The following is a 21,177-nucleotide window of genomic DNA, read 5'->3' as shown; positions in this document are numbered from 1 at the left end:
CGAACTTCCCGAGGACAGGGCACGCTCGGGCCCGCCCGGGCTTGCGCCGACGCGCGGGGGCGGCGAATGCTTCCGGTCGAGGAGAGGCCGCATGGCGCATTATGGCGATTACCAGAACCTGATCTACGGCGCGGGGCTGCAGGGAGTGATCCCCAAGCTGCCGGTCGATTTCGCCACGCTGTCCGTCCGCGCGCAGGCGGCGATGCCGCCCCAGGTGCTGACCTATGTCCAGGGCGGGTGCGGGGACGAGACGACCCAGGACCGCAACGCCGCCGCCTTCGCCCATTGGGGCATGGTGCCCCGGATGATGGTCGACGCGACGACGCGCGACCTGTCGGTGGAGCTGTTCGGGCGGCGTTACCCCAGCCCGTTGTTCATGGCCCCGGTCGGGGTCAACGGCATCTGCACCCAGGACGGCCATGGCGATCTCCACGCCGCGCGCGCCTCGGCGATGACGGGGGTGCCCTTCTGCGCGTCGACCCTGTCGAACGACCCGCTGGAAAAGGTGGCGGCGGCGCAAGGCGATACGCCCGGTTTCTTCCAGCTCTACACACCGCGCAGCAAGGAGCTGGCGGAAAGCCTGGTGTCGCGCGCGGAGGCGGCGGGGTATGGGGCGATCGTCGTCACGCTCGACACCTGGGTCACGGGCTGGCGGCCGCGCGACCTGAACGTCGCCAATTTCCCGCAGCTGCGCGGGGCTGTGCTCCAGAATTATTTCAGCGATCCCGTCTTCCGGGCGATGCTCGCCAAGCCGCCCGAGGACGACCCGCGCGCCGCGATTACGACATGGGGCGCGACCTTCGGAAAGGTGCTCACCTGGGACGATCTGCCATGGCTCAAGGGCATGACGAAATTGCCGATCGTCCTTAAGGGCATCTGCCATCCCGACGATGCGCGCCGTGCCGTCGATGGCGGGGCTGACGCGATCTATTGCTCCAATCATGGCGGGCGCCAGGCCAATGGCGGGATTGCGGCGATCGACATGCTGCCCGGCGTCGTCGCGGCGGCGGGAGACACGCCCGTGCTGTTCGATTCGGGCATCCGGTCGGGCAGCGACATGGTCAAGGCGGTCGCGCTCGGCGCGCGGATGGTCGGGATCGGGCGGCCCTATACCTATGGTCTCGCGCTCGACGGAGCGGAGGGCGCGGCGCATGTGCTGCGCTGCGTGCTGGCGGAGGCGGACCTGCTGATGGCGGTCAACGGCTATCCGACGATCGCGGCGGTGCGCGCGGCGGGGGCGATCCGAGTCTGAGGGTCGCGCTATCGCCTTGATAGGCGTGCGAACTTCGCATTTGCATCGTCGCGCGGGTGCGGCCAGAGCGACTGGAGCCGCGTCCGCAGGAGAGGAATGCCAGTGTCGTCGACGATCGCAATGCTCGAGACGAAACGGGAAGCGGCGAGAACGGGGGGCGGCGACAAGCGTGTCGCCGCCCAACATTCCAAGGGCAAGCTGACCGCGCGCGAACGGCTCGACGTGTTGCTCGACGAGGGCAGCTTCGAGGAGCTCGACATGTTCGTCGAGCATAATTGCGTCGATTTCGGGATGGAGGATCAGGTCTATCCCGGCGACGGGGTGGTGACCGGGTCGGGGACGATCAACGGGCGCCTGGTGTTCGTCTTTTCCCAGGATTTCACCGTGTTCGGCGGCTCGCTGTCGGAGCGGCACGCGCAGAAGATCTGCAAGATCATGGACATGGCGATGAAGGTCGGAGCGCCGGTGATCGGGCTGAACGACTCAGGGGGCGCGCGCATCCAGGAGGGCGTGGCGTCGCTCGGCGGTTATGCCGAGGTGTTCCAGCGCAATGTGCTCGCCAGCGGCGTGGTGCCGCAGCTCTCGCTCATCATGGGCCCCTGCGCGGGCGGGGCGGTCTATTCGCCGGCGATGACCGACTTCATCTTCATGGTGAAGGACAGCTCCTACATGTTCGTCACCGGCCCCGACGTGGTCAAGACGGTGACCAACGAGGTCGTGACCCAGGAAGGCCTGGGCGGCGCGTCGACCCACACCGTCAAGTCGGGCGTCGCCGACAACGCCTATGAGGACGATATCGAGGCGCTGCTCGCCGCGCGCGACCTGATCGACTTCCTGCCGCTCTCGAACCGGGAGGGCGTGCCCGAGCGGCCGACCGCCGACGACTGGGACCGGGTCGAGGACAGCCTCGACACGCTGATCCCGGCCAGCGCCAGCCAGCCCTATGACATGCACGAGCTGATCCGAAAGGTCGTCGACGAGGGCGACTTCTTCGAGATCCAGCCGCGCCATGCCGGCAACATCCTGTGCGGCTTCGGGCGGATCGAGGGGCGCAGCGTCGGCTTCGTCGCCAATCAGCCGACCGTGCTGGCCGGGGTGCTCGACATCGCCTCGTCCAAGAAGGCGGCGCGGTTCGTGCGCTTCTGCGACGCGTTCGACATCCCCATCGTGACGTTCGTCGACGTGCCCGGCTTCCTGCCGGGCGTCGCGCAGGAGCACAACGGCATCATCAAGCACGGTGCCAAGCTGCTCTTCGCCTATGCCGAGGCGACCGTGCCCAAGATCACCGTCATCACCCGCAAGGCCTATGGCGGCGCGTATGACGTGATGGCGTCCAAGCATCTCCGCGGCGACCTGAACTATGCCTGGCCGACCGCCGAGATCGCGGTGATGGGCGCCAAGGGCGCGGTCGAGATCATCTTCCGGGGCAAGACGCCCGAGGAGATCGCCGAGCGCACCGCCGAGTACGAAGCGCGCTTCGCCAACCCGTTCGTGGCAGCGTCAAAGGGGTTCATCGACGAGGTGATCCAGCCCCACTCCACCCGCCGCCGCATCGCGCTGGGCCTGCGCAAGTTGCGGGGCAAGCAGCTGGAGAACCCGTGGAAGAAGCATGACAACATTCCGTTGTGATCACGCGCTACCCGGGCTGTTGAGTGCCTTCTTAGACGTGCGACAGAATTGGTATCCGGGTGAAATCGATACTTTGACCGGCTACGAGCAGGCCGAATATGAAGTGCTACAGACTGGAAACGAGCGACCGAGCGATGAAGATGTCGTTCTGATGCTGAGGCAGGCGACGAACACCTTGATGGGCCTGCCTACCAGTTCGGATCAAGCATGTGCCGAACATATCGGTAACGATTGGCTGCCCGAGCTCAGGGACTTCTTGGACATGACGCACGACTCCGGGACACTGGCATGACCCTCGGCCGCCTCAACCATATCGGCGTCGCCACACCCTCAATCGAGCGATCGGTCGAGACCTACCGTACCCTGCTCGGCACCGACGCAATTGGAGAGCCTTTCGATCTGCCCACGCAGGGCGTGCGGGTGTGCTTCGTCGACACGCCGAACACTCAGATCGAGCTGATCGAGCCGCTGGACGACCGCTCGCCGATTGCGGGCTTCATCGCCAGGAACCCGGCCGGGGGGCAGCATCACCTGTGCTTCGAGGTGCCCGACATCGATGAGGCCATCGTGGAGCTCCGTGCCAAGGGCGCGACCCTGCTGGGCGAGCCGCGGATCGGCGCGCATGGGACGCCGATCGTCTTCGTCCACCCGCGCGATTTCGGGGGCGTGCTGGTCGAGCTGATGGAGACGCCCGTGGCGGGTGGGCACCGATGATGGTATAGGACTAGTCATGGCAGAGCAGTCAGGCCTGGAAGCGGATATTGCGCTCTTTACAGGGCTGCTGAACGGACCGGATAAGGGGCTGGCCGAATTCATGGCCAATCAGCCGAACTTTCGGACGCCTGACGATGGCCGCCGGCTCGTGGCCGACATCTTGGTCGGGCTAGAAGATGTAGATGCCGGGCGGACTGTGCCGCATGCCGAAATCGTTCGCGACATGGAGGAACGTCAGCGGCAGTATCGGATGCGCGCAGCCGGATAGTGGAGGTCATCTGGACCAGCGCCGCGCGAGCGGACCTCTGTCCGTATTTTCGAATTCAACCTATGACTTGCTGAATCCAGGGCCGCGCTGGTGGAAAGGCGGCTCGTCACCGGCTGTGGGGCTCTCGGCCGCTTTCCCCATATCGGTCGTCCGATTTCTGACTCGAACATATGGGAATTCTCTTTCACCGACATCCAGTATGTAGCGCGATATCGGATCGATCGGGAGCGGGCTATCTCGATCCTTCGTGTCCACCACACCCACGAGAACAGGGAGCAGCCATGACCTACGAGACCATAACCTTCGAAAAGCGCGGCGACGTGATGATCCTCACGCTCAACCGGCCCGAGCGGTTGAACGCCGCCTCACTGGACATGGCAAACGAGCTGAACGCGGCGCTCGACCGGCTGGACGGTGCGCGGGCGGTGCTGCTGACGGGGGCGGGGCGGGCCTTTTGTTCGGGGGCGGACCTCCAGGCGCGGAGCGGCGGGGCCACCGGGCGCGGGCAGGGATCGCACACCGCGCTGACGCGCCACTACAACCCGCTGATGATGAAGCTGGCCGAGCTCGACGTGCCGGTCGTGACCGCGGTGAACGGGCCGGCGGCGGGGATCGGCTGTTCGATCGCGCTCGCGGGCGATTTCGTGGTCGCCGGGCGGTCGGCCTATTTCCTCCAGGCCTTCGTCAATATCGGGCTGGTGCCCGATGGCGGCGCGTCCTGGATGCTGACGCGCCTGATCGGCAAGGCGCGCGCGACCGAGATGATGATGCTGGGCGAGAAGATCGGCGCCGAGAAGGCCCTGGCCTGGGGGATGATCCATGCCTGTGTGGAGGACGACATGCTCCAGACGCACGCTTTCGCGCTCGCCGAGCGGCTGGCGGCCGGGCCGACGGTCGCGATCGGCATCATGCGGCGCAACATCGCCGACGCGATGGACGGTACCTATGCCCAGGCATTGCAGCGCGAGGCGGCCGGGCAGCGCCGGGCGGGCGACACGGGCGACGCGATGGAGGGCGGGCTCGCCTTTCTGGAAAAGCGCAAGCCCGCCTTTAAGGGTGCATGAGCGAGGAGGGTTGATGCGACGCGCTGGTGGCGTAGAGACCGGCGCATGACCGACCGTACCACCGTCGACGCTTCGCTCGCCGCGCCCGGCGAGGACCCCGGCATTCCGCCCGCTCCCCGCGACCTGCCCGAGCCTTCGGCCGAGGCAACGCCGGCCGAGTGGGAAAGGCTAGCGGCCAAGGAGGTCAAGGGCGCGGACCTGACCTGGCACACGCCGGAGGGGATCGCGGTCAAGCCACTCTACACCGCAGAGGACGTGACCGTCGACCCCGGCCTACCCGGATTCGCGCCGTTCACGCGGGGGGTGCGGGCCTCGATGTATGCGGGGCGGCCCTGGACGATCCGGCAATATGCCGGCTTCTCGACCGCCGAGGAGTCGAACGCCTTTTACCGCCGCAATCTGGCCGCGGGGCAGAAGGGCCTCTCGGTCGCTTTCGATCTCGCCACCCACCGGGGCTATGACAGCGATCATCCGCGCGTGACGGGCGATGTCGGCAAGGCGGGGGTCGCGATCGACAGCGTCGAGGACATGAAGATCCTGTTCGACGGCATCCCGCTAGACAAGATGTCGGTCAGCATGACGATGAACGGCGCGGTGATCCCGATCCTCGCCTTCTTCATCGTCGCGGGCGAGGAACAGGGCGTGCCGCGTAGCGCTCTCGACGGGACCATCCAGAACGACATTCTGAAGGAGTTCATGGTCCGCAACACCTATATCTACCCGCCCGAGCCGAGCATGCGGATCATCTCGGACATATTCGGCTTCACGTCGCGCGAGATGCCGAAGTTTAACAGCATCTCGATCAGCGGCTATCACATGCAGGAGGCGGGGGCGACGCAGCTCCATGAGCTCGCCTTCACCATCGCCGATGGGCGGGAGTACGTGAAGTACGGCGTCGCGAGCGGGCTGGATATCGACAAGTTCGCTGGCCGCCTCAGCTTCTTCTTCGCGATCGGCATGAACTTCTTCATGGAGATCGCCAAGCTGCGCGCCGCGCGGGTGCTATGGCACCGGGTGATGACCGAGTTGGGCGCGAAGGACGAGCGCTCCAAGATGCTGCGGACGCATTGCCAGACGTCGGGCGTGTCGCTGACCGAGCAGGATCCGTACAACAACGTCGTGCGCACGTGCGTCGAGGCGATGGCGGCGATGCTGGGCGGCACCCAGTCGCTACACACCAACGCGCTCGACGAGGCGATCGCGCTGCCGACCGATTTCTCCGCCCGGATCGCGCGCAACACCCAGATCGTGCTCCAGGAGGAGACGGGGATGACCAGGGTCGTCGACCCCCTGGGCGGCAGTTATTATGTCGAGAGCCTGACGCAGCAGCTGGTCGACGGCGCGTGGGAGATCATCGAGCGCGTCGAGCGCGAGGGCGGGATGGCCAGGGCCGTCGCGGCCGGTTGGCCCAAGGCGATGATCGAGGAGGCCGCCGCCGCCCGCCAGGCCCGCGTCGACCGGGGCGAGGACGTGATCGTCGGGGTCAACAAATACAAGCTGGAGACGCAGGACGCGATCGACATCCTCGATGTCGACAATGTCGCGGTGCGCGAGGCGCAGGTCGCCCGCATCGCGCGCGTGAAGGCGGCGCGCGACGAGACGGCGTGCCGCGCCGCGCTCGACGCGCTGCGCGAGGGCGCGCGGGGCACGGGCAATCTGCTCGACCTCGCGGTGGACGCGGCGCGGGCGCGCGCGACTTTGGGCGAGATCAGCTCGGCGATGGAGGACGTGTTCGGGCGCTATGGCACCCAGCCGACGCCGGTGAAGGGTATCTATGGCGGCGCCTATGCCGAGGACGTACAATGGGCGCGGCTGGAGGAAGGCGTCGCCTCGACCGAGCGGCGCCTAGGCCGCAAGCCGCGCATGCTCGTCGCCAAGATGGGGCAGGACGGGCATGACCGCGGCGCGAACCTGGTGAGCTCGATGTTCGGCGATCTGGGATTCGAGATCGTGCCGGGCCCCTTGTTCCAGACCCCGTCGGAGGCGGCGGCGCTGGCGGTCGAGCGCGATGTCGACGTGGTCGGCGCGTCCAGCCTGGCGGCAGGGCACAAGACGCTGATCCCCGAGCTGATCGGGGCTTTACGCGAGGCGGGTCGCGCGGACATCAAGGTGATCGCCGGGGGCGTGATCCCCGCGCAGGATTATCAGCTGCTCCGCGACATGGGGGTGCAGGCGATCTTCGGGCCGGGCACCAACCTGATCGACGCGGCGGCGGAGGTGCTCCGCCTGCTGGGGCATAATATGGGACCGGTGGAGGAAGCGGCGGAATGAACATGATCACGGACCTTATCCCTTCGCTCCGCGCCGAGCCGGACGTGCGCACCGACTGGACCCGCGCCGAAATCGCCGACCTGTTCGACCTGCCCTTCACCGACCTCCTCTTCCGCGCCGCGACCGTTCACCGCGCGCATCACGCGCCGGACGAGGTACAGCTCTGCACCTTGCTGTCGATCAAGACCGGCGGCTGCCCGGAGGATTGCGGATACTGCTCGCAGTCGGCCTATGCGGACACCGATGTGGGCGCCAGCAAGCTGATGGACGTGGACGCCGTCCTCGCCTCCGCCGCCGAGGCCAAGGCAGCGGGGTCGCAGCGTTTCTGCATGGGCGCCGCGTGGCGCAACCCGAAGGACCGCGACATGGACGCGGTGGTCGCGATGGTGTCGGGCGTGCGTGCGATGGGGCTGGAGACGTGCATGACGCTGGGAATGCTGACGCCCGCGCAAGCCGATCGGCTGGCCGGGGCGGGACTCGATTACTACAACCACAATATCGACACCTCCCCGGAGAAGTATGGCGAGGTGATCACGACGCGGACGTTCCAGGACAGGCTCGACACGCTGGGCCATGTCCGTGACGCCGGGATCGCGGTGTGCTGCGGCGGGATCGTGGGAATGGGGGAGACGCGGGCCGACCGGGTCGGCTTCGTCCACGCGCTCGCCACCCTGCCCAGGCACCCCGAGAGCGTGCCGGTCAACGCGCTGGTGCCCGTCCGCGGCACGGTGCTGGGCGACATGCTGGCGGACACGCCGATGGCGAAGATCGACGATATCGAGTTCGTCCGCACCGTCGCGGTCGCGCGGGTGACGATGCCCAGGTCCATGGTCCGGCTGTCGGCGGGGCGCGAGTCGATGTCGGACGCGACCCAGGCGCTATGCTTCCTGGCGGGCGCGAACTCGATCTTCACGGGCGACAAGCTGCTGACGGCGGGCAATGCTGGCGGCGGCGCGGACGCGGCGCTGTTCGCGAAGCTGGGACTCGCGCCGATGACGGGCGAGGAGCCGATGCGGGTGGCGGCGGAGTGAGCCGTTTCGCAATCCAAGTACTTTTCGGCGCGTTGACCTTAGCTTGGGCTGTATACGTCGCGGTTGACTTGTTCGCCTATACTTTTGGTGATTGCGCGGACGCCTCGTGCGAGAACTACAGAGGAGCGATGAGAGGCATGATAACCTGGCGAGGCCTTTGCGTTTTTCTACTGCTCGTGCTCGCCTACCGCTTTTTCCGCAAGGAACGTGATGTTTAAGAAAATCCTGGTCGCCAATCGTGGCGAGATCGCGTGTCGGGTCATGCGGACCGCCAAGCGGATGGGGATCGCGACCGTCGCGGTCTATTCGGACGCCGACGCGCGCAGCCCGCATGTGCTGATGGCGGACGAGAGCGTGCGGCTCGGCCCCGCGCCCGCGAACGAGAGCTATCTCGTCGCCGAGCTGATCCTGCTCGCGGCCAAGGAGGCCGGGGCGGATTGCATCCATCCGGGATACGGCTTCCTGTCGGAGCGCGAGAGCTTCGCGCGCGCCTGCGCCGAAGCGGGGATCGCGTTCGTCGGCCCGCCGCCGAACGCGATCGCGGCGATGGGGGACAAGATCGAGTCCAAGAAGCTCGCGCAGGCCGCTGGGGTCAACGTCGTGCCGGGGTTCCTGGGCGAGATTGACGGGACCGAGCATGCGGTGCGGATCGCGGGGGAGATCGGCTATCCGGTGATGATGAAGGCGTCGGCGGGCGGCGGCGGCAAGGGGATGCGGCTCGCCTGGTCCGAACAGGATGTCCGCGAAGGCTTCGAGGCGACCAAGCGCGAGGGGCTGGCGAGCTTCGGCGACGACCGCGTGTTCATCGAGAAGTTCATCGAGAGCCCGCGCCATATCGAGATCCAGCTGCTCGGCGACCGGCACGGCAACATCGTCTATCTCGGCGAGCGCGAATGCTCGATCCAGCGGCGGCATCAGAAGGTGGTGGAGGAGGCGCCGTCGCCGTTCGTGACGCCCGAGATGCGCCGGGCGATGGGCGAGCAGGCGGTCGCGCTCGCGCGGGCGGTCGGCTACTATTCGGCGGGCACCGTCGAGCTGATCGTGTCGGGCGCCGATACCACCGGCCAGGGCTTCTACTTTCTCGAGATGAACACGCGGCTTCAGGTCGAGCATCCGGTGACCGAGGCGATCACCGGGCTCGACCTGGTCGAGCAGATGATCCGCGTCGCGGCGGGCGAGCCGCTGTCCTTCGGGCAGGACGAGGTGCGGCTGAACGGCTGGGCGGTCGAGAACCGCGTCTATGCGGAGGACCCGTATCGCGGGTTCCTGCCGTCGACGGGGCGGCTGGTGCGGTACAATCCGCCCGTAACGGGCAAGCCGCTCGACCCGGCTACCCCCTATGTCCGCGTCGACGACGGCGTCCTCGAAGGCGGCGAGGTGTCGATGTTCTACGACCCGATGATCGCCAAGCTGATCACCTGGGCGCCGACCCGCACGGAAGCGATCGACGCGCAGGTCGCGGCGCTCGACGCATTCGAGATCGAGGGGCCGGGCAACAATCTCGATTTCCTGTCGGCCCTGATGCAGCATCCCCGATTCCGGTCGGGCGCGATCACGACGGGGTTCATCGCGGAGGAATATCCCGACGGGTTCACGGGGGCGCCCGCGAGCGCCGAACTGGTGCGCACCCTGGCGGCGGTGGCGGCGTTCGCCGCGACCGCCCATGCCGACCGCGCGCGGCGGGTCGACGGGCAGCTCGGCCAGCGGCTGCGCCCGCCCGCCGACTGGGTGGTACGGATCGGGGGCGTCGACCACGGCGTGTCCGTCTCGACCGAGAGGCTGACGATCGACGGCGAGGAACTCGATCTCGCGATCGAATACACGCCGGGCGACCGGATGGTGGAGGTGGAGCAGGGCGAGGAGACGCTCACCGTCCGCATCGCCCCGACGCGCACCGGATTCCGGCTGACGGCGCGGGGGGCCTCTCACGTCGCGCGCGTGCTTCCGGCGCGGGTGGCGCCCTATGCGCGGCACCTGCTGGAGAAAGTGCCGCCCGACCTGTCGCGCTTCCTGCTCGCGCCGATGCCGGGGCTGCTGGTGCGGCTCGATGTGGGCGTCGGCGACCGGGTGGAGGCGGGCCAGCCGCTCGCGGTCGTCGAAGCCATGAAGATGGAGAACATCCTGCGCGCGGGGAAATCGGGCCGGGTCAAGTCGGTCGAGGCCAAGGCGGGCGAAAGCCTCGCGGTGGACGCGGTGATCCTGGAGCTGGAGTGACCGCCCGCATCGCTCATCCCCGGTTCACCGCCGATGCGCTTGAGACGGAAGCGATGACGAATGCGACCAGCCCCGATCCGAGCAGGTCGAACGGACCGAGGTCGTGGAGCGTCGCCCTGGCGACCATCGCCTTCGGGCTCGGTGGTTGCACCGTCGGCCCCGATCATCGCCCGCGCACCGCCGCCGAACTCGGCATGCCGGAGCGTTATTCCGTCCCGGCCGCGCCCGATCGCGAGGATCTGACCCGCTGGTGGACGCGGTTCGACGATCCCGTGCTGGGGCGGCTGGTCGAACAGGCGGGGCTCGCGAACCTCGACATCGCGCAGGCGGTCGGACGGCTGCGACAGGCGCGCGAGGGACTGCTCCAGTCGCGCAGCAACCTGCTGCCGACGATCAGCGGGTCGGCGGGGTATAACCGGTCGTTGAACCTGGTCGGCGGCGGCACGGCGGTGACGCTGCCCGACGGGTCGATCACGACGATCACGCGCTCGGCGGGCGGCAATTTCTCCGCCGGGCTCGACGCGCGCTATCAGGTCGGGCTGTTCGGCGAGATCCGGCGCACCGTCGAGTCGACACGCGCGCAGTACGAGGCGGCCGGGTTCGACCAGGCGGCGGTGCTGCTGACGGTGCAGAGCGAGGTGGCACGGAACTACATCCTCGCGCGCGGGCTCCAGGCACAGATCGCCAATGCCCGCTCCAGCCTCCTGCTCCAGGACGACAATCTGGAGATCGCCGGGTTCCGGGTCCGGGCGGGGCTCGTCTCGTCGCTCGACTCGGAACAGGCCCGCCAGCAACGCGCGCAGACGGCCGCTGCCATCCCGCAGCTCGACCAGCAGCTGAACGCCGCGCTGTCGCGGCTCGGCGTGCTGACCGCGCAGGCGCCCGGTGCGCTCAAGCCCGAATTGTCGGCGCCGCGCCCGATCCCGACGGGGCCGCGCACCGTAAGCGCGGGCGTGCCCGCCGACACGTTGCGCCGCCGCCCCGACATCCGCGCGGCCGAGCGCCAGCTGGCCGCCGCCACCGCCGAGATCGGGGTGGCGCAGGCCGCGCTCTATCCCGCGCTGGCGTTGACGGGGAACATCAACACCAACGCCGCCTCGCTCGGCGGGCTGGGCGACGCGATCACCGGCGCCCTGTTCGCGGGAGTGACGCAGGCGATCTTCAACGGCGGGCGGCTGCGCAGCCAGGTGCGCAGCGCGCGGGCAGGTGCGGACATCGCCTTCGCCTCCTACCGCGCGACGGTGCTGCTGGCGCTGGAGGATGTCGAGAACGCGCTCGCCGCGCTGGCCTCGGCGCAGGCGCGCGAGCGGGAATTCAGCATCGCGCTCGACGCCGCGACCAATTTCGCGACGCTCAGCCGCAGCCAGTACCGCGCCGGGCTGACCGATTTCACGACGCTGGCTCAGGCGGAGGCGGCGTTGTTCAATGCGCTGAGCGGCGCGACGCAGGCGCGCGCCGACGCGGCGACCGCCACGGTGCAGCTCTTTTCCGCGCTCGGCGGCGGCTGGGACGCGGCGGTGACCCCGGTCGCGCCCGATCAGACAGGAATTCGGTAATGGCCCCCCAGGAACAAGATGGCGCGACGCTCGACGACTTCCTGGGTGTGAAGCCCGCCCCCGCTTGGCGGCGCTGGGTCAAATGGGTGCTGGTCGCCCTCGGCGTCGCGCTGCTCGTCTTCACCCTGCTGCGCCTGTTCGGCAGCGACGAGGCGGTCGGTTACTCGACGGCGCCGGTGCGCCGCGGCGACCTCAGGGTCAGCGTCTCGGCGACGGGCAAGCTGGCGCCCACCAACCAGGTGACGGTCGGTTCGCAATTGTCGGGGCTGGTCACGCGCGTCGTGGTGGACGTCAACGACCGGGTGAGCGCGAACCAGCCCCTCGCGCTGATCGACCCCGAGCAGCTCGACGCGCAGATCCGCCAGGGCGAGGCCGCGCTCGCCGCCAATGTCGCCGGCGTCAACCAGGCGCGCGCGACGGTGGGCGAGGCGCAGGCGCAGCTGGCGCGGTTGGAGGAGGTGTTCCGGCTGTCGGGCGGGCGCGTGCCGTCGGGCGCCGAGCTTCAGACGGGCCGCGCCAACGCCCAGCGCGCGGTGGCGGCGCTCGGGGTGGCGCAGGCGAACGTGACGGCGGCGCAGGCCCAGCTCGCGCAAAGCCGGACGCAGCGCGCGCGCGCGATCATCCGCTCGCCGGTGGCGGGCGTGGTGCTCGCCCGCGCGGTCGATCCGGGGCAGACGGTGGCGGCGTCGTTCAACACGCCCACCCTGTTCGTGATCGCGGAGGACCTGACCCAGATGAAGCTGGAGGTCGCGATCGACGAGGCCGATGTCGGATCGGTCCAGGTCGGCCAGCGCGCGAGCTTCGTCGTCGACGCGTTTCCGGGGCGCACCTTTCCGGCCGCGATCACGCGGGTCGATCTGGGATCGAACCTGACGGTCAGCAGCGCGGCGTCCTCGGCGGCCACGACGACGACCGCCACGACCGGTCAGGTGGTCAGTTACGCCGCCGACCTGTCGGTCGCCAATCCGAGCGGGGTGCTGCGGCCCGGCATGACGGCGACCGCCGACATCGTCACCAGCGAGAAGAAGAACGTGCTGCTCGTTCCCAACGCGGCCTTCCGCTTCCGGCCGGCGACGGGTGGGGCCCAGGGCGGGGGGATCGCCGGCGCGATCGTCCCGCGCGGCGGACGGCGCGGCGGGCAGGGCCGGCCCGAACGTACGGCCACGGTCGGGCGCGGCGGCACCCAGAGCCTGTATGTGCGCGGCGCCGACGGTCAGCCCCGGGCGCGGCAGGTGACCACGGGCGACACCGACGGCACGGTGACCGAAGTGCTGTCGGGACTGCGCGCGGGCGAGCAGGTGATCACCGGCCAGCTGGCGGGCGGCGACACCCCGGCCGCGGGCGGCGGCCGCCAGGGCGGTGGCGGCGGCCGGCGTGGGGGAGGCGGCGCCGGTGGCTGAACCCGCCATCGCCGCCCCCATCATCTCCATGCGGGGCGTCACCAAGACCTATGGCGAGGGGCCGACCGCGTTTCAGGCGCTGAAGGGCGTCGACCTCGACATCCAGGCGGGGGATTTCGTCGCGGTGATGGGCGCCTCGGGATCGGGCAAGTCGACGACCATGAACATCCTGGGCTGTCTCGACGTGCCGAGCGGCGGGCGCTTCCTGTTCCGGGGGCACCCGGTCGAGCGGCTCGACCGCGACCAGCGCGCGCTGCTCCGGCGGCGCTATCTCGGCTTCGTGTTCCAGGGCTTCAACCTGCTCAGCCGCACCTCCGCGCTGGAGAATGTAGAACTGCCTTTGCTCTACCGGGGCGAGGACAAGCGGGCGCGGCGCGAAATGGGCATGGCCGCGCTCGACAAGGTCGGGCTGGCGAATTGGTGGGACCACACCCCCGCCGAACTGTCGGGCGGCCAGCAGCAGCGCGTCGCCATCGCCCGCGCGATCGTCACCGAGCCCGACGTGCTGCTGGCAGACGAGCCGACGGGCAATCTCGACTCGGAACGCTCGGTCGAGATCATGGAACTGCTCTCCGGGCTCAACCGCGACGCGGGTATCACCGTCATCATGGTCACCCACGAACCCGACATGGCCGCCTTCGCGCGCACGGTGGTGCATTTCCGCGACGGGCTGGTCGAGCGGATCGAGGCGCGGCCCGGTCAAGTTCTGGGCCAGGGCGCGGCGGTCGCCTGATGCTGGGCACCACCTTCCTTCTAGCGATCCGGTCGATCCAGCGGCACATCCTGCGGTCGTTCCTGACCATCCTGGGCATTGTCATCGGCGTCGGCGCGGTCGTGACGATGGTGACGTTGGGCAAGGCGACTACCGCCGCCGTCCAGCAGCAGATATCGGCGCTGGGCACCAACATTCTCCAGATCCGCCCTGGCCAGGGCTTCGGGCGTGGCGGCGGCGGCCCGCGTCCGCCCGATTTCGAGCCGGAGGACGTGACCGCGATCGCCAACCAGATCGCGGGCGTGACGGCGGTCGCGCCCCAGGCGTCGGCGACCGCGACCGCGATTCATGAGGGCGCGAACTGGTCGACGACCGTCAACGGCACCACGAGCGCGATCTTCCGCGTACAGCCCTGGCCGCTCACCGCGGGCCGCACCTGGACGCGCGCGGAGGAGGAGGCGGGCAAGGCGGTGTGCGTGATCGGCTCCACCGTCCAGCGCAACCTGTTCGCGGGCGTGGACCCGGTCGGGCGGCGCTTCCGTGTGGGGCCGATCTCGTGCGACGTGATCGGCACGCTGTCGACGCGCGGCCAGGCGGGCTTCGGGGGCGATCAGGACGATGTGATCGTGATGCCGATCAAGACGGTGCAGCGGCGCTTCACCGGCACGCGCGACATCCGGCTGATGCTGGTCGGCACCGACCAGGCCTATTCCACCCAGCAGATCCAGGCGGGCATCACCGACCTGCTGCGCGAACGCCGCGCCATCACCGGCGGGCGCGAGGACGACTTCAACATCTTCGACACGCGCCAGATCTCCGACACGCTGACCGGCACGACGACGCTGCTGACCCGCATCGTCGCGGCGGTGGCGGCGATCAGCCTGGTGGTGGGCGGGATCGGCATCATGAACATCATGCTGGTGTCGGTCACCGAACGCACGCGCGAGATCGGCATCCGCCTGGCGATCGGCGCGGTGGCGAACGAGGTGCTGCTGCAATTCCTGGTCGAGGCGGTCGCGCTGTCCTGCCTGGGCGGGGTGATCGGGCTGATCCTGGCCCAAGGCGTCATCCTGCTGCTGGTGCCGGTGATGCAGGTGCCCTGGACGTTCGACCTTCAGATCAACGTCGTCGCCTTCGCCATATCGGCGGTGATCGGGGTGGTGTTCGGCTATTTCCCCGCCCGGCGCGCGGCGGCGCTCAATCCGATCGACGCGCTACGGCACGAGTGATCGCGGCGGGCGAGTGGATGAGGGCACGCAGTTCCTCCAGCTCCTCACGCGTGTCGACGTCGATCAGCTCGGCCGGGGCGGTGACGACGTGGCGCCCCGCCCGCACCATGTCGCGCGCGCCCTGGTCGCCCTGGATCGTGAGCAGATGATCGAACCGCTCCGACCCGAACAGAGCGGGCGGCTTGGTGGTCACCCCGTCGGACGAGGAGACGACGCAGGTCGTGTCGGTGGCCGCGTCGAACAGGCGGTGGATGTGCGCGGCCGTCACGCGCGGCATGTCGGCGAGCGCGAACAGCACCGCGTCGGCGCCGCGCTCCTTGGCGCAGGCGACCCCGCGCCGGACGGAACTGGCCATGTCGCCGACCGGATCGTCGTTGCGGAGCATGGTGAAATTATGCTGCGAGTAATCGATGCCGCAGGCGCGCACGATCGCGATGCGCTCCTTGAAGGGCATATCCTCCAGCGTCACCGCGACGCGGAGCCCAAGCGGTTTGCCCAGGAAATCCTCGTCGAGCTTGGAGCCGACATCGCCGAAGCGTTCGGATCTGCCCGCCGCGAGGAGCAGCAGGATCGTGTTCTCGACCGCGATCATGTTCGTGCCTTTCCGTGAAATGCCCGAATCATCGCGGCGGCGATCGACAGCGCGATCTCCGACGGGCCGATCGCGCCGATGTCCAGCCCGACCGGGCCGTCGATCCTGTCCAGATCCTCCACCGCGACGCCCATCGCGGCCAGACGCTCGCGCCGCGCGGCATGGCTGCGCCGCGATCCGAGCGCGCCGACATAGGCGGTCGGATGGCGCAGCGCTTCGAGCAGGGCGGGATCGTCGATCTTCACGTCATGGCTGAGCGTCACCACCGCGGTGGCCGGGCCGGGCCGCGACGCCGCCACGGCCTCGTCGGGCCAGCGGTCGTCGAGCGTCGCGCCGGGAAAGCGCTCGGGCGTCAGGAAGCGGGCGCGCGGATCGATCACCACCGTGTCGATGCCGAGCGTGCGGGCGAGCGCGACCAGGCTCTGCGCGATCTGCACCGCGCCGACGACGAGCAGCCGGCGCGGCGGGTCGTAGCGGTTGACGAAGACCTCGCCAGTCTCGAGGGGCCGTTCGCTGGAATGGCCGGACGCCAGGTCGGTCGTGACCACCAGCGCGCGCCCATCGGCCCGGGCCTCGGCAATGCGGTCGAACAATTCGGGATCGAACCCTTCGGCCGACACGGGCTGGACCAGCACCGCGATCTCGCCGCCGCAGGGCAGCCCGACTTCCCAGGCGGCCGCGTCGGCGACGCCGTAGCGCTTCACCTGGGGTGGGGCGCCCGCGATCACGTCGGCAGCGGTCTGGAGGATGTCGGCCTCGACGCAGCCGCCCGACACAGATCCCTCGAACCGGCCATCGGCATGGACCAGCATGTGGCTGCCGCGCGGGCGCGGCGCGGAGCCCCAGGTGGACACGACGGTGGCCAGCGCCAGCTTCTCGCCCGCCCAGGCGCGCGCGGCGGCGATCACGCCGTCATTGTCGGTCATGACGTCACACGATTGTCCCCGGGCCGGCGCATGATCGCGCCATGTCGGGCAAATAGGGGATGATGATGGTTCCGCAACGGCTGGCCGTGCTGCTGCTGCCCCTGGCATCCTGCGCCATGCCGGGGCAGGATGCGCCGGTGGAACGCCCGCTCTCGCCCCCGATCGTCATCGCGCATCGCGGCGCGAGCGGCGAGCGGCCCGAGCATACGCTCGCTGCCTATGACCTGGCCATCGCGCAGGGGGCCGACGCGATCGAGCCCGATCTGGTGCCGACCAAGGACGACTTCCTTGTCGCGCGGCACGAGAACGAGATTTCCGAGACGACCGATGTCGCCGCGCATCCCGAATTCGCCGCGCGCCGCGGGACCAGGCTGATCGACGGACGATCGATCACCGGCTGGTTCGTCGAGGACTTCGCGCTGGCCGAGCTGAGGACGCTCCGCGCGCGCGAACGCCTGCCGACGCTCCGGCCGGGGAACACCGCTTATGACGGGCGGGAGGCGATCCCCACGCTGGACGAGGTGATCGCGCTCGCCAAGCGGCGATCGGGCGAGCTGGGGCGGACGATCGCGGTCTATCCCGAGACCAAGCATCCGACCTATTTCGCGCGGATCGGCCACCCGACCGACGCGCTCCTCGTCCGCGCGCTCGACGCGGCGGGGTGGCGGACGCCAGCGGCGCCCGTGTTCATCCAGTCGTTCGAGGTTGACAATCTCAAGCGGCTGGCCGGGATGACGCGCGTGCGGCTGATCCAGCTGCTCGACGCCACCGGCGTGCCCGCCGACGGCGCCGCGCCCAGCTATGCCGCGATGGCGACGCCCGCGGGGCTGCGCGCCGTAGCGACCTATGCCTGGGGGATCGGCCCGAACAAGGCGATGCTGTGGGCCGGGGAGGCGGCGTCGCCGCTGGTGCGCGACGCCCATAGAGCGGGTCTGCGGGTGCATCCCTGGACGTTTCGCGCGGAGAACCGGTTCCTCGACCCCCGCTTCCGGCATGAGGGCGCAGCGCATGGCGACCTCGCCGGCGAGATTTCCGCCGCGCTTCGCCTTGGAATCGACGGTTTCTTTACCGATTTTCCGCAGATCGGCGCCCGCGTCCGTGATAAGGAATAGCTCATGCGTAAACTCATCCTCGCCGCCGCCCTGCTTCCGCTCTTGACCGGGGGCTGCGTCCGCACCGTAGGCGCCGTCGTCACCGCGCCCTTCAAGGCGGCGGGGCAGGTGGTCGACTGGACCACGACCAGCCAGGATGAGGCCGACCGCAATTTCGGGCGGGAGATGCGCAAAAAGGAAGCGCGCGAGGGCCGCGAGCGGCGCGATTACGAGCGGCGCTGCCGCAAGAGCCGAGAAGGCTGCCGGGGCTATGACGGCTATCAGGCGAGCGCCGACGATTAAGGCCGGACGATCGCCCTCGCGACCGCGAGGAGCAGCGCGGGCTTGAGCTGGACGCCCAGATGCCCGCTGCGTATCTCGACGGCCACGGCGTGATCGCAGCGGCAGATTTCGCCCGCGACCAGGCCGTCCGACGCACTCCAGATCGCGGTGGCGGGGACCGGGAGCGGCGCCGCGATCCGGGCGCTTCGGGCGCGGACCGACGGGTCGTCGACGCGCTCGCCGGTGAACAGCTCGAACGCCCGCCAGACATTGGTGGCACGCGGATCGCCGGCATAGGGCGAACTGACCGTCACGACGGCGCGGACGAGATCGGGCCGCCGATGGGCCACGAGCCGCGCGAGCATCCCGCCCAGGCTGACGCCGACCAACGTGACCGGCCCCGCCTCGGCCGCCAGTGCCGCGATCCGCGCGATCAGCCGTTCCGCGTCGGGCCCCACGCTGCGGACCCCGCGATTGCGGCCCAGCCCCCAGCCCTCGACGCGGTAGCCCAGCCTTCGCAGGAACCGCGCCATCACGAAGTTCGACCGGTCCGAATTGAACAGACCGGGAAGGAGCATCACCGCGCGGCCGTCGCCCGGCGGTGCGCCCGCCAGCGCGACCCGGTGGCGCCACCAGGTCGCGACGACCCAGGCGGCACGCGGCAGTTCGGCTGCCCAGAGGAGCTTGGAGGGCGGACGCGTCATCGCAACCACCACATTACCGTGGCCGGAAAGGGTGTCCACCGGCCCATGCGTACACCGGCATGGGCCAGCGCCTCGCCCGTCCAGGCGTTGCAGGTCCGCCGCGCCGAATAACGGCCCCGCGCTTCGTAGAAGGCGTCATATGGACCATAACCGCGATGGCGGCGCGGATCGTCGGCGAGCGTCGCGCGGATGAACGCGGCCAGCCGCCGATACTCGTCCGCGCTGAGCAGGATCGCGCGCACGTCCGGGCCGAGGATCGGGCGCGGTAGGTGATCGACATGGATCAAGGTGTCGCCGCTCCCCAGCGCCGCCGCGATCACGGTGCGGGCGCGCACGTCCGACCAGCGCGGCGTTTCCAGGTAGAAGGCGCGGTCGCCCCAGCCGACGGACAGATGGGAGTGCGCGCCGTAGCGCGGATCGGCGAGGTGCTCGGGCCGCGCGAGGTCGCGCCAGTCGACGCCGGCCGCGACCTTGGGCACGATGATGCCGGTATGGACGCCGTTGCTTTCGACGAACACCAGCACCCCGCGTTCGGGCGGGCGGCGATCGGTGTTGACGGGCAGGGCGCCGCCGATCAGCCCGGCCGCGGCGTAGAGCAGCAGCGTCGCCGTAACCCCCGCGAGCGCGTAACCGCCCCATCGCGAGGCAACCCGCATCGCCCGCCGCACGTTTTCCCCGCTCATCCCGTCATGCTAGGGGCAAAACATGGCAGAAGAAACGCATGTGCTCGACCGACCCCCGCCCGGCGCGGCGCCCGACTGGACGATCCCGCAGGACTGGGAGCGCTTCACCCCCGAGGAACATGCCACCTGGGACACGCTGTTCGCGCGCCAGGCGAAGCTGCTCCCGGGCCGCGCTTCGGACGCCTGGCTGCGTGGGCTCGACGTGCTCAAGCTCGATCGGCCGGGCATCCCGCGCTACGAGGAGCTCAACGAGCGGCTGATGAAGGCGACCGGCTGGCAGGTGATCGCGGTGCCGGGGCTCGTCCCCGACGACGTGTTCTTCGACCATATGGCGAACCGCCGCTTCGTCGCGGGCAATTTCATCCGCCGGCCCGACCAGCTCGATTATCTGCAGGAGCCCGATGTCTTTCACGACGTGTTCGGCCATGTGCCGATGCTCGCCGATCCGGTGTTCGGCGATTATCTCGCGGCCTATGGACGCGGCGGGCAGCGCGCGCTGGGGCTCGACGCGCTCAAATATCTGGGGCGGCTCTACTGGTACACGGTCGAGTTCGGGCTGATCGCCGAGCCCGAGGGCCTTCGCATCTATGGCTCGGGCATCGTGTCGAGCTTCGCCGAGAGCCGCTTCGCGCTCGACGATCCCAGCCCTGACCGCATCGCGCTGGACCTGGCGCGGGTGATGCGGACTGAGTATCGGATCGACGATTTCCAGCAGAACTATTTCGTCATCCCCAGCTTCGACGAATTGCTGCGCCTGACCGTGGAGACCGACTTCGCCCCGCTCTACGAGGCGTTAAAGGAACTGCCCGACATCCCGGTCGCCGCGATCGAGCCGGGCGACCGGGTGATCACGCGGGGCACGCAGGACTATGCGCGGGGCAGGGCGGCATAGCGCCGGGACATGATCAGCCGTCGGTCGCCCAGGCGTCGCGGTCGCCCGGCGTGACGCCGCCGGTGACGGTGCGCTCGCCCGCGGTGAGCCGCAGGATCGTCCAGTCGCCGCGCCGATCGGCGCGCGCGGGCTCGCAACCGGCCGCGCGATAGGCGTTCGTCACCGCGTCCGCCTGCGTTGCCAGCAGGCCGGCGAGCATGATCGTCGCGCCCGGCGCGGCGATGCCCGCGATCTCGGGCGCCATCGCGATCAGCGGGCCGGCGAGGATGTTGGCGATGACGAGATCGAACGGCGCGGCCGCCGCAATGGCGGGGTGGCGGGTGCCGTCCGCGACGAGCAGCCGGACGCCGCCCACGCCGTTGCGCCCGGCATTCTCGCGCGTGACCGCGACCGCCACGGGATCCATGTCGGTCGCCATCACGGACGCGCCCGGCCAGAGATGCGCGGCTGCGAAGGCGAGCAGGCCGGTGCCGGTCCCCAGGTCGACGATGTTCGCGAAATCCTCGTCCGCCAGCGCGTCGAGCATCGCCAGACAGCCCGAGGTGGTTTCGTGATGACCGGTCCCGAACGCCTGCCCCGCCTCGATCAGAAAGGCGCGGCCATGCTCGGGCGCCGCCACCGGACAGGCGGCCGTGTGGACGACGAACCGGCCCTCGCGGATCGGCTC

The 21,177-nt window shown here is 69.4% G+C and carries 22 protein-coding genes; 17 read left to right on the top strand and 5 right to left on the bottom strand.

Features of this window, described 5'->3' with window-relative positions:
- Positions 1-91 precede the first annotated feature (91 nt).
- The 14 genes from VF592_RS04385 (at position 92) to VF592_RS04325 (ending at position 15,340) form a co-directional block, all read left to right on the top strand.
- On the top strand, positions 92-1,252 hold the full coding sequence (locus tag VF592_RS04385) for an alpha-hydroxy-acid oxidizing protein (RefSeq protein WP_331004392.1): 1,161 nt from the start codon (positions 92-94) through the stop codon (positions 1,250-1,252).
- Between the two features lie 96 nt (positions 1,253-1,348).
- The gene (locus VF592_RS04380) at positions 1,349-2,881 is read left to right on the top strand and encodes an acyl-CoA carboxylase subunit beta (protein ID WP_331004391.1); all 1,533 of its coding nucleotides are present in this window, start codon (positions 1,349-1,351) and stop codon (positions 2,879-2,881) included.
- On the top strand, positions 2,862-3,173 hold the full coding sequence (locus VF592_RS04375; RefSeq protein ID WP_331004390.1) for a hypothetical protein: 312 nt from the start codon (positions 2,862-2,864) through the stop codon (positions 3,171-3,173). Before VF592_RS04380 ends, VF592_RS04375 begins: the two co-directional genes overlap by 20 nt.
- Positions 3,170-3,595 carry a methylmalonyl-CoA epimerase gene (gene mce / locus VF592_RS04370; RefSeq protein ID WP_331004389.1) on the top strand — a complete coding sequence of 142 codons (426 nt, stop codon included), beginning with the start codon at positions 3,170-3,172 and terminating at the stop codon, positions 3,593-3,595. Before VF592_RS04375 ends, mce begins: the two co-directional genes overlap by 4 nt.
- 16 nt (positions 3,596-3,611) lie before the next feature.
- On the top strand, positions 3,612-3,863 hold the full coding sequence (locus VF592_RS04365) for a hypothetical protein (protein ID WP_331004388.1): 252 nt from the start codon (positions 3,612-3,614) through the stop codon (positions 3,861-3,863).
- A 90-nt stretch (positions 3,864-3,953) separates the two neighbouring features.
- Positions 3,954-4,148, top strand: coding sequence for a type II toxin-antitoxin system RelE/ParE family toxin (locus tag VF592_RS14295; RefSeq protein WP_414714155.1), 195 nt, complete (start codon positions 3,954-3,956; stop codon positions 4,146-4,148).
- Entirely contained in the window at positions 4,145-4,927 is a 783-nt protein-coding gene (locus VF592_RS04360; protein WP_331004387.1) for an enoyl-CoA hydratase-related protein, read from the top strand. The genes VF592_RS14295 and VF592_RS04360 overlap by 4 nt, the downstream gene beginning before the upstream one ends.
- Positions 4,928-4,972: 45 nt before the next feature.
- On the top strand, positions 4,973-7,198 hold the full coding sequence (scpA, locus tag VF592_RS04355; protein ID WP_331004386.1) for a methylmalonyl-CoA mutase: 2,226 nt from the start codon (positions 4,973-4,975) through the stop codon (positions 7,196-7,198).
- 2 nt (positions 7,199-7,200) lie between these two features.
- Positions 7,201-8,229, top strand: coding sequence for a biotin synthase BioB (bioB, locus tag VF592_RS04350; RefSeq protein WP_331004385.1), 1,029 nt, complete (start codon positions 7,201-7,203; stop codon positions 8,227-8,229).
- Between the two features lie 210 nt (positions 8,230-8,439).
- On the top strand, positions 8,440-10,443 hold the full coding sequence (locus VF592_RS04345; protein WP_331004384.1) for an acetyl/propionyl/methylcrotonyl-CoA carboxylase subunit alpha: 2,004 nt from the start codon (positions 8,440-8,442) through the stop codon (positions 10,441-10,443).
- Positions 10,444-10,496: 53 nt separating this feature from the next.
- Entirely contained in the window at positions 10,497-11,999 is a 1,503-nt protein-coding gene (locus tag VF592_RS04340; RefSeq protein ID WP_331004436.1) for an efflux transporter outer membrane subunit, read from the top strand.
- A complete protein-coding gene (locus VF592_RS04335) occupies positions 11,999-13,399 on the top strand; it encodes an efflux RND transporter periplasmic adaptor subunit (protein ID WP_331004383.1) in 1,401 nt (466 codons plus the stop codon). Before VF592_RS04340 ends, VF592_RS04335 begins: the two co-directional genes overlap by 1 nt.
- A 28-nt stretch (positions 13,400-13,427) precedes the next feature.
- Positions 13,428-14,132, top strand: a complete 705-nt coding sequence (locus VF592_RS04330) for an ABC transporter ATP-binding protein (protein WP_331004435.1) — start codon at positions 13,428-13,430, stop codon at positions 14,130-14,132.
- Entirely contained in the window at positions 14,132-15,340 is a 1,209-nt protein-coding gene (locus VF592_RS04325) for an ABC transporter permease (protein ID WP_331004382.1), read from the top strand. The genes VF592_RS04330 and VF592_RS04325 overlap by 1 nt, the downstream gene beginning before the upstream one ends.
- Here the strand turns inward: VF592_RS04325 and VF592_RS04320 are convergent.
- Positions 15,309-15,932 (bottom strand): nucleotidyltransferase family protein, encoded by a 624-nt coding sequence (locus tag VF592_RS04320; protein ID WP_331004381.1) that lies wholly within the window; start codon positions 15,930-15,932, stop codon positions 15,309-15,311. The genes VF592_RS04325 and VF592_RS04320 overlap by 32 nt on opposite strands.
- Entirely contained in the window at positions 15,929-16,858 is a 930-nt protein-coding gene (locus VF592_RS04315; RefSeq protein WP_331004380.1) for an XdhC family protein, read from the bottom strand. The genes VF592_RS04320 and VF592_RS04315 overlap by 4 nt, the downstream gene beginning before the upstream one ends.
- A 116-nt stretch (positions 16,859-16,974) precedes the next feature.
- Between VF592_RS04315 and VF592_RS04310 the strand changes: the two genes are divergently transcribed.
- Both VF592_RS04310 and VF592_RS04305 read left to right on the top strand, forming a co-directional pair.
- Positions 16,975-17,970 (top strand): glycerophosphodiester phosphodiesterase, encoded by a 996-nt coding sequence (locus VF592_RS04310; RefSeq protein ID WP_331004434.1) that lies wholly within the window; start codon positions 16,975-16,977, stop codon positions 17,968-17,970.
- 3 nt (positions 17,971-17,973) lie between these two features.
- Positions 17,974-18,252 (top strand): hypothetical protein, encoded by a 279-nt coding sequence (locus tag VF592_RS04305; protein WP_331004379.1) that lies wholly within the window; start codon positions 17,974-17,976, stop codon positions 18,250-18,252.
- Here the strand turns inward: VF592_RS04305 and VF592_RS04300 are convergent.
- Both VF592_RS04300 and VF592_RS04295 read right to left on the bottom strand, forming a co-directional pair.
- Positions 18,249-18,935 (bottom strand): alpha/beta hydrolase, encoded by a 687-nt coding sequence (locus tag VF592_RS04300; RefSeq protein ID WP_331004378.1) that lies wholly within the window; start codon positions 18,933-18,935, stop codon positions 18,249-18,251. The genes VF592_RS04305 and VF592_RS04300 overlap by 4 nt on opposite strands.
- A complete protein-coding gene (locus tag VF592_RS04295) occupies positions 18,932-19,618 on the bottom strand; it encodes a TIGR02117 family protein (protein WP_331004377.1) in 687 nt (228 codons plus the stop codon). The genes VF592_RS04300 and VF592_RS04295 overlap by 4 nt, the downstream gene beginning before the upstream one ends.
- A gap of 22 nt (positions 19,619-19,640) precedes the next feature.
- Here VF592_RS04295 and phhA point away from each other — a divergent pair, with 22 nt between their 5' ends.
- The gene (phhA, locus tag VF592_RS04290) at positions 19,641-20,510 is read left to right on the top strand and encodes a phenylalanine 4-monooxygenase (RefSeq protein WP_331004376.1); all 870 of its coding nucleotides are present in this window, start codon (positions 19,641-19,643) and stop codon (positions 20,508-20,510) included.
- A 13-nt stretch (positions 20,511-20,523) separates the two neighbouring features.
- On the opposite strand, the gene VF592_RS04285 is transcribed toward phhA, so the two are convergent.
- Positions 20,524-21,177 (bottom strand): 50S ribosomal protein L11 methyltransferase (locus VF592_RS04285; protein ID WP_331004375.1); only part of this gene is annotated, 654 nt, incomplete at its 5' end.

It is taken from the genome of Sphingomonas sp. (assembly GCF_036388435.1).
GTDB lineage: Bacteria > Pseudomonadota > Alphaproteobacteria > Sphingomonadales > Sphingomonadaceae > Sphingomonas.
This window is presented reverse-complemented; position numbering and strand designations above follow the sequence as displayed.

Coding starts and splice junctions, on each gene's coding strand:
- VF592_RS04320 (WP_331004381.1), bottom strand. CDS start 15,932: ATGATCGCGGTCGAGAACACGATCCTGCTGCTCCTCGCGGCGGGCAGA.
- phhA (WP_331004376.1), top strand. CDS start 19,641: ATGGCAGAAGAAACGCATGTGCTCGACCGACCCCCGCCCGGCGCGGCG.
- VF592_RS04335 (WP_331004383.1), top strand. CDS start 11,999: ATGGCCCCCCAGGAACAAGATGGCGCGACGCTCGACGACTTCCTGGGT.
- VF592_RS04325 (WP_331004382.1), top strand. CDS start 14,132: ATGCTGGGCACCACCTTCCTTCTAGCGATCCGGTCGATCCAGCGGCAC.
- VF592_RS04385 (WP_331004392.1), top strand. CDS start 92: ATGGCGCATTATGGCGATTACCAGAACCTGATCTACGGCGCGGGGCTG.
- VF592_RS04380 (WP_331004391.1), top strand. CDS start 1,349: ATGCCAGTGTCGTCGACGATCGCAATGCTCGAGACGAAACGGGAAGCG.
- VF592_RS04305 (WP_331004379.1), top strand. CDS start 17,974: ATGCGTAAACTCATCCTCGCCGCCGCCCTGCTTCCGCTCTTGACCGGG.
- VF592_RS04345 (WP_331004384.1), top strand. CDS start 8,440: ATGTTTAAGAAAATCCTGGTCGCCAATCGTGGCGAGATCGCGTGTCGG.
- VF592_RS04375 (WP_331004390.1), top strand. CDS start 2,862: ATGACAACATTCCGTTGTGATCACGCGCTACCCGGGCTGTTGAGTGCC.
- VF592_RS04365 (WP_331004388.1), top strand. CDS start 3,612: ATGGCAGAGCAGTCAGGCCTGGAAGCGGATATTGCGCTCTTTACAGGG.
- VF592_RS04295 (WP_331004377.1), bottom strand. CDS start 19,618: ATGAGCGGGGAAAACGTGCGGCGGGCGATGCGGGTTGCCTCGCGATGG.
- VF592_RS04315 (WP_331004380.1), bottom strand. CDS start 16,858: ATGACCGACAATGACGGCGTGATCGCCGCCGCGCGCGCCTGGGCGGGC.
- bioB (WP_331004385.1), top strand. CDS start 7,201: ATGATCACGGACCTTATCCCTTCGCTCCGCGCCGAGCCGGACGTGCGC.
- scpA (WP_331004386.1), top strand. CDS start 4,973: ATGACCGACCGTACCACCGTCGACGCTTCGCTCGCCGCGCCCGGCGAG.
- VF592_RS04360 (WP_331004387.1), top strand. CDS start 4,145: ATGACCTACGAGACCATAACCTTCGAAAAGCGCGGCGACGTGATGATC.
- VF592_RS04330 (WP_331004435.1), top strand. CDS start 13,428: ATGCGGGGCGTCACCAAGACCTATGGCGAGGGGCCGACCGCGTTTCAG.
- VF592_RS04310 (WP_331004434.1), top strand. CDS start 16,975: ATGCCGGGGCAGGATGCGCCGGTGGAACGCCCGCTCTCGCCCCCGATC.
- mce (WP_331004389.1), top strand. CDS start 3,170: ATGACCCTCGGCCGCCTCAACCATATCGGCGTCGCCACACCCTCAATC.
- VF592_RS04300 (WP_331004378.1), bottom strand. CDS start 18,935: ATGACGCGTCCGCCCTCCAAGCTCCTCTGGGCAGCCGAACTGCCGCGT.
- VF592_RS04340 (WP_331004436.1), top strand. CDS start 10,497: ATGACGAATGCGACCAGCCCCGATCCGAGCAGGTCGAACGGACCGAGG.